The organism is Veillonellales bacterium, assembly GCA_039680175.1.
GTDB lineage: Bacteria > Bacillota > Negativicutes > JAAYSF01 > JAAYSF01 > JBDKTO01.
Genome location: JBDKTO010000076.1, coordinates 1 through 7291, shown reverse-complemented (window position 1 = coordinate 7291; position 7291 = coordinate 1). Strand labels below are relative to the sequence as shown.

Annotated in this window: 8 protein-coding genes; 5 read left to right on the top strand and 3 right to left on the bottom strand. The window is 42.9% G+C overall.

Going from position 1 to position 7291, the window contains the following annotated elements; all coding sequences use genetic code 11:
* Positions 1–132: 132 nt before the first annotated feature.
* The 3 genes from ABFC84_13475 to ABFC84_13465 form a co-directional block, all read right to left on the bottom strand.
* Entirely contained in the window at positions 133–423 is a 291-nt protein-coding gene (locus ABFC84_13475; GenBank protein MEN6413750.1) for a zinc-ribbon domain containing protein, read from the bottom strand.
* 133 nt (positions 424–556) lie between these two features.
* Positions 557–2443 carry an oligoendopeptidase F gene (pepF, locus tag ABFC84_13470; GenBank protein ID MEN6413749.1) on the bottom strand — a complete coding sequence of 629 codons (1887 nt, stop codon included), beginning with the start codon at positions 2441–2443 and terminating at the stop codon, positions 557–559.
* Positions 2444–2537: 94 nt separating this feature from the next.
* Entirely contained in the window at positions 2538–3311 is a 774-nt protein-coding gene (locus ABFC84_13465) for an N-acetylmuramoyl-L-alanine amidase (protein ID MEN6413748.1), read from the bottom strand.
* A 160-nt stretch (positions 3312–3471) separates the two neighbouring features.
* On the opposite strand from ABFC84_13465, the gene ABFC84_13460 reads away from it, so the two are divergent.
* The 5 genes from ABFC84_13460 (at position 3472) to ABFC84_13440 (ending at position 7106) form a co-directional block, all read left to right on the top strand.
* Positions 3472–5238: a DUF4080 domain-containing protein gene (locus tag ABFC84_13460; protein MEN6413747.1), complete on the top strand. Its 1767-nt coding sequence runs from the start codon at positions 3472–3474 to the stop codon at positions 5236–5238.
* Positions 5239–6180 carry a TIGR01212 family radical SAM protein gene (locus ABFC84_13455; protein ID MEN6413746.1) on the top strand — a complete coding sequence of 314 codons (942 nt, stop codon included), beginning with the start codon at positions 5239–5241 and terminating at the stop codon, positions 6178–6180.
* A gap of 44 nt (positions 6181–6224) precedes the next feature.
* Positions 6225–6467: an AbrB/MazE/SpoVT family DNA-binding domain-containing protein gene (locus tag ABFC84_13450; GenBank protein ID MEN6413745.1), complete on the top strand. Its 243-nt coding sequence runs from the start codon at positions 6225–6227 to the stop codon at positions 6465–6467.
* On the top strand, positions 6468–6851 hold the full coding sequence (locus ABFC84_13445) for a type II toxin-antitoxin system death-on-curing family toxin (GenBank protein MEN6413744.1): 384 nt from the start codon (positions 6468–6470) through the stop codon (positions 6849–6851).
* A 99-nt stretch (positions 6852–6950) separates the two neighbouring features.
* Positions 6951–7106 (top strand): hypothetical protein, encoded by a 156-nt coding sequence (locus ABFC84_13440; protein MEN6413743.1) that lies wholly within the window; start codon positions 6951–6953, stop codon positions 7104–7106.
* Positions 7107–7291 lie beyond the last annotated feature (185 nt).

The following is a 7291-nucleotide window of genomic DNA, read 5'->3' as shown; positions in this document are numbered from 1 at the left end:
GTAGGGGGCAGCCCGTGGTAAAAGTGTGGTTGTCAGACCATATCAGTGCACCTTTTAAGGTGCTACCACAGGTAATAGGCCCTTATAGGGCCAGAGCAAACCACCAGTTCAACTGGTGGTTTTGATTTACTACTAGAAGCGTTTGTTAGCTTGGAAGCACTCACGGCAATATACTGGCTTTCCTTCAGTCGGTTTAAAGGGAACTTGTGTTTCCACACCGCAGGCGCTGCAAATCGCCGTATGCATTTCCCGTGGCTGACGATTGCCGCCGTTCATTTGTGCTTTTCGTGCTGCCCGGCAGGCAGGACAACGGGAAGGATCATTTTGGAACCCCTTCTCGGCATAAAATGCCTGTTCTGAAGCAGTAAAAGCAAAGGTTGTTCCACATTCTTTACAAGTAAGCTCTCTGTCCTCGTAGGTCATATCTAACCAACCTCCTCATCAATATGGGTTTTACTCCAACAATTGCCGGTCAGTTGGTCAAATCACGCTGCACCAGCGAGCCAAAAGCAATTATTATCGTTTCCCTCATAATACTCTGTGTTTCAGCAGATTGTCAAGAGTCTAATAATAATTTTTCCAATTGATCCAACATTGAGGAAAATTTGGTTAAGGTTACTTCAATCGGCTTGGGTGAAGACATGTCGACTCCAGCCCGTTTTAGAATTTCAATGGAATAGTCGGAACCGCCGCTTTTTAAAAAGTTGAGATAATTTTTTTGCGCCGTCTCGCCCTCGTTCAGCACTTTTTCGGCTAACGCTGTTGCCGCTGAATACCCGGTTACATACTGGTATACATAAAAGTCCCAATAGAAATGGGGAATTCTGGCCCATTCGACATCAATGGCTTTATCTACGACGATATCATTGCCATAGTACTTCACATTCAACTCATGCCATAATGTGTCCAGCATATCAGCGGTAATTGTTTCACCGCTTTCGGCTTTATTGTACAATATCTGCTCAAATTCAGCGAACATGGTCTGACGATATACTGTTCCCCGTACCTGTTCCAAATATTGGTTTATCAGATATATTTTTTTCTGTTTGTCACTGGTGTTTTTCAGCATATAATCCAGTAACAGGACTTCATTGGTCGTGGAGGCCACTTCGGCGCAGAAAGTTGTATAAGAAGAAGTAGCGTATGGTTGATTGGCCTGGCTGTAGTAACTATGAATCGCGTGGCCCATTTCGTGAGCGACGGTAGATACATCATCATATCTGTCATGGTAATTTAGCAGGACAAAAGGATGCACTCCGTAGGTTCCCCAGGAGTAGGCGCCGGTTTGTTTCCCTTTATTTTCATACACATCAAGCCAGCCGGAAGTCAGTCCTTTTTCTAAAATAGAAGCATATTCAGGTCCCAATGGTGCAACGCCGCTTCGTACCAGTTTTAATCCTTGTTCATAGGGTAGATTGAACTCAATATTTTGTATCAGCGGTGTATACAAATCATACATATGCATTTCAGACAGATGCAGTGCTTTCTTTTTTAGCGCAACATAACGGTGCAATGGCGCAAGATTATCATGAACGGTAGAAATTAAGTTGTCGTATACTTGCATGGGAACGTTATCTGCTTCCAGAGATGATTCGAGGGTCGAATTATATTTGCGGGTGCGGGCATAAAACACATTCTTTTTTACGTTTCCGCCAAGGGTTGCGGCAAATGTATTCCGGTAATTGTTGTACGTGCTGAATAATTTACTAAAAGCTTCCTGCCGAACTTTACGGTTCGCTGAGCGAATAAGGGCACTGTAGCGTCCTTCGCTCAATTGAACGGGTTTGCCGTCTTCAGCCAATGTATCCGGAAACTTCATGTCGGCATGAGCCAGCATGGTATAGGTATTTTCGGAAGCCTGAGTGATTTCGCTGGAACGGGAGAGAATTTCTTCTTCCGCCGGCGATAGGACATGCTTTTTTTGGCGGACTAAATTATCAAAATAGAAGCCATATTCATTTAATCCGTTTTGTTGTTGGCGAAACTCAGTTAAAGTTGCGTCCGGTATTGCCAGAATTTCCGGTTCAATAAAAGCAGTTGCCGCTCCTGCTTCGGCCAGAAGGGATTCTGTTTTCCCGGTTAACGCTTGATATTTCGCATCTGCGGCATTCTCATCCCGGTGCATTCGGGCGAAGGCATACAATTTTCCGCTGATAATACCCAGTTCATCCCTGGCTTTCAGGCAATCCAGAAGGTTTTGCGGTGAGTCAGCCAACTTGCCTTTATATTGGCTGATGTGAGGAAGACTTGCTTTTAGTTTGTCAAAATCGGCCTGCCAGGCACTGTCGTCGGTGTAAATATCCTCAAGATGCCATTTGTACTGCGCCGGGATTTCGCTGCGCTCAGGAACATGGCTGGTATTTTGGGCGGCGGTTTCACCAGAACTGCTGCCTAATAGCATGGCGCCGAGTAAGATAGGTACTAATTGTGGCATTTTAAACATTGACACACTCCTTTGAACTGATTTTTAACCCTATAAAAGTATATTGGCACAATCAGGTAGAATATCCTGTCTAGTGTATCAAAAAAGTGGCATTTTATACCTTAAAATATTTTGTAATCCCTTGAAAGATGCTATCAGCTGCTTTTGAGCGGCCATCCATACTTGCTAACAGCAATTCCTCTTCCGGATTGGAAATAAAGGCTATTTCCGTCAAAACGGCCGGCATATTGGTATACCGTATGATGTAAAAACTGGCGAACCGAACTCCCCGATCTTTGGTAGATAGCTGCTCTACCAGACACTTCTGGATACATCCTGCCAGAGCAATGGACTCGCAGTCGCCATAATGAAAAGTCGTGGTACCGGCCTCAGTATCACTGGTAAAGGCATCATTATGGATGCTCACAAAAATGTCGACGCCGGCTTCATTCGCAATAGCGACACGGGTTTCCAGGTCTTCGCTTGCTGCTGCATCTGATACCGCTACGTTTCTGTCGGTATCGCGAGTCATTATCACTGTGGCACCGTTGCTTTCCAATTTATCGCGAACCAGCAATGCGATCGCCAGTGTATTATCTTTTTCCAGCGTTTGCGTTGGACCTGCCGATCCCGGGGCGCTTCCGCCATGTCCGGGATCCAGGCAAATGACTTTTCCGGCTAAACGATTGCTTTCTGTTTCGACAAAGGAGGGCAGGGAGATATCAGAGGAAATATCAGCAGAAGAAGAGAATAAATGCACGACCTCGTTTGCGGCATCATAGCGTATCTTCCACCGTAATGTTTTAGCCATGCTTTTTAGTGTGATCAGAAGATCACGGCTAACCCGGACGTTTACCGGTACTTTCTCCCCATCTATCGTAATTCGCATAGTCAGCACCTTCTTTCCGTTTACTTTACTGTATATTATTCTGCTCGATGGTTGACGGTGATTTTTTCAAAAACGGTTTTCCTACAAGGATATTGAAGAGGCAGCGGGGAAAAGAATACAAATATACTTGATGCTATATGAATATAAAGCGGGTGAATCAATGGAAGTGCTACTTACTACACTGAATGCGAAATACATTCATTCTTCTTTAGCATTGCGCTGTCTGCAGGCCTATTGTCGTCCGGTTTGTTCGCAGCAAATCATGCTAAAGGAGTATACGATTAATAATCATTTACAGGATGTTGTAAGCGATATCTTCCGCCAACAGCCGGATGTATTGGGGTTAGCCTGTTACATCTGGAATAGGGAAGCAATCATTGATTTGGCAGCGATGATTCGGAAGGTTTTACCGCAGACAGTCATTATTTTAGGCGGACCGGAAGTCTCTTATGATTCTGTGGATTGTATGGCTAAGCATGATTTTATTGACTATATCATCCAGGGAGAAGGAGAGGAAACACTTCGCTTATTATTAGAGGCATTGGCTAAGGGGAAGGAAGTGACTGGAATTCCCGGTCTGGTATATCGGAAGAATCAACAACCGGTTAAAAATGGCGGTCCCCAGGTTATGGAATCATTGGATAATATCCCTTTTCCTTATGAGGAGGAAAAACTAGACGAATTAAAAGATAAAATTCTCTATTATGAAAGCTCCCGGGGCTGCCCGTTTTCTTGTCAATATTGCTTATCCAGCGCCAGTGAGGGGGTTCGCTTTGCTCATCTTGCCAAAGTTTATCGGGAACTGGCTGTGTTTGTTAAACATAATGTTAAGCAGGTGAAGTTTGTCGACAGAACATTTAATTGCCGTAAAGAACATTATTTACCGATTCTTCGTTTTTTGGCTAAGCAGGACTGCCGTACCAACTTTCATTTTGAAATTGCAGCTGATGTATTAGACGATGAGGTAGTGGGGCTTTTTCAAGATGTGCCGGCGGGGCGTTTTCAACTTGAAATTGGTGTTCAATCTACGAATGAGGCAACATTAGCGGAAATTCACCGCCAGAATAATTGGCCCAAAATTGTGGACAACGTAACCAGAATATTATCTTATGGCAATATTCATGTGCATTTGGATTTAATTGTTGGCCTGCCATTAGAAACATTGTTGCAATTTGGCAAGTCCTTTAACGATGTTTATCAGCTTAAGCCTGATATGCTGCAAATTGGATTTTTAAAATTGTTGAAGGGCTGCGGAATTCGGCGGAAAGCGGCTGAACATGGATATGTTTATATGGATAAGGCTCCTTATGAAGTGCTGGGAAATCGCTATATGCCGTATAAAGAAATTCGTCAACTTAAAATTATGGAAGATGTATTTAACCAGTATTATAATAGCGGCAGGTTTTACTATGTACTGCCATTTTTAATCCAATTGGAGCAAGAAGATGCTTTTCGTTTCTACCGGAGTCTGGCTGATTTTTGGGAACAGAGGGATTTACAGCTAGTGGCTCATAACACGAAATCCTTATATCATCATTTGTGGAATTTTTGCCAAATTAAATATTTTTCACAAAAAACGGCTTGTGAAGAGTTTCTAAGATTTAATGCCCTGCTTCTTCTTGAAAAAACGCTTCTGGGAGCGGAGTTCCTTAATTGGAACGGAGACAAGTGGTCGGACGAAAAGAACCGGTTTTGGCGGAATGATGCAGTAGTGAAAAAATATTTACCGCATTATCTTTTTACTACCTGGCGGGATAACAAGAAGAATTATCATATTGAAGTATTTTCCGGCGCAATGGCGGCTTATTTACCGGAGAAAGAATTAAAGGGCCTTTCTCTGCCTATATTATTTTCCTGGGACGGTATACAGGCCCGGTATCAGGTGATTGCACCGGAAGATTTTTGGCTGTCGGGGAGGTCTTGTTAAATGCGGTATAATCTTTTTTCCGAATATCTGCGGCAACGGTATGGACAAAAAGTCTATAAGCTGCCAATCAGCTTGCCGGTTACTTGTCCGAACCGCGATGGGACGTGTGGCGATGAAGGATGCGCTTTTTGCGGTGAAATAGGAGCGGGCTACGAGAATTTACCGGCGTCCATGACGGTTGGGGACCAAATAGCAGCGAATCGGGCTCATATTGGTCCGAAATATAAGGCGGAACGATTTATTCCCTACTTTCAAAATTTCAGCAACACCTACTTGCCGCCGGGGCTGCTTGAACGATATTTGCGAGAGGCTTGCCAGAAAGATGTTGTTGGCATTGCCATTGCGACCCGGCCAGATTGTATTCATGATCGTTATTTGGAGGTTATGGCACGAATACAAGCCGAATATTCGGTTACTATTTGCGTTGAGCTGGGACTGCAAACAGTAAATTATCATACTTTGGCTAAAATCAAGCGAGGTCATAGTTTAGCTGAATTTTTGGATGCAGTACTGCGGGTAAAACGGTATCATCTGAATGTTTGCGCTCATCTAATATTGAACCTTCCTTGGGACGATATGACCGATGTGATTGAGAATGCTAAAATAGTATCGGCAATTGGCATTGATCAGGTGAAACTGCATGCTTTATATATAGTAAAGGGGACTTTGATGGCTGAATGGTATCAGAGTGGGAAAATCAAGCTGATTAGTAAGGAAGAGTATGTCGAAAGGGTTGTTACATTTTTGGAATACTTGCAGCCGGATGTTGTGATACAGCGTTTGATTGGCCGGGCGCCGCAAGAAAATACACTGTTTACCAATTGGCAGACCGGCTGGTGGAAGATCCGGGATGAGATAGAACAAACGTTAGAGAAACGTAATACCTTTCAGGGAAAACGCTGCCACTACCTAAACGGCAGTGCTGTGCGTAAGTTTTTATAAAAATGGTATATAATGAATACAATTAAAATAAGGGAGAGAAAGCCATGGATGTGCGAAAAATATTTAAGGCAGGGAATAGTAGTGTTATTTCATTACCGGCCAGTATGTTAAAAGCCCTTGGATTAAGAGAAGGATCTCATGTATCCATCGAAATTAATCGAGAGCAGCGGGAGATGATCTTAAAACCAATTGTGGTAAAAAACAACAACGTTTCAGTGGATTTTGTCCGAATCGTTGATAAACTATTGGTTGACTATGAGTATGCGATTAGGAGGCTGGTAAAATAAATGCGCTATCTGAGTCTTGAGGAAGTCATTTATATTTACACTGAAATTATTCAGCGTACTGGCGGCCAGCCTGGCATTGCGGCAGAAAATATTTTGGAAAGTATTCTAGCAAAGCCACTGGTAACATTCGAAGGTGAAGAACTGTATGCCGATATTTTTACGAAAGCAGCTGTACTATTATATTCTATGATTAATAATCGTCCTTTTATAGAAGGAAATAAACGAACGGCTCTTATATGCGCGTTATTTCTTTTACGGGCGAATGGGTACCATGTCGTTGCGGCGCAAGATAGTATGGTTGATTTGGCAGAGGGTGCGGCGAACGGGCGGTATCAAGTCGATAACCTTGTAACATGGTTTCAGAAAAATTCGATTCCAATATAAGAAAACTTACTTTTCTGCAATTTTATTTAAGTATTTACAAATATAAATTTCACTGCTATTATATCTCTTGTCTGTCAAAATGAATTGAGGTGAATAGAAGTGAAAAAAATGGAATTGTTAGCTCGCATTGATAAGCTTTCTTCTTTAGTGCATAGTAGAGATTTAAATCAGTTCAACTTAAATGAAGCCAGCATTAAAGAAATTCGTCGTGCGTTGGATGAATTAACGGAAGAGTATATTACCAGCTATTGCTAAGAATAGCTAAGTAAAAAAGATATTGACATAGCGGCTAAGCCGTGGTAACATATAAAAGCTGTCTCGGGTAAGCGTGCCGTCCATGGCACACCCTCGACACTAGCGCATCCATGCGCGTCGTCGCAAACGGCAGCAGGCTGAGAACAGCCGAGTGTTCCTTGAAAACTAAACAATGTAAGTAAGGA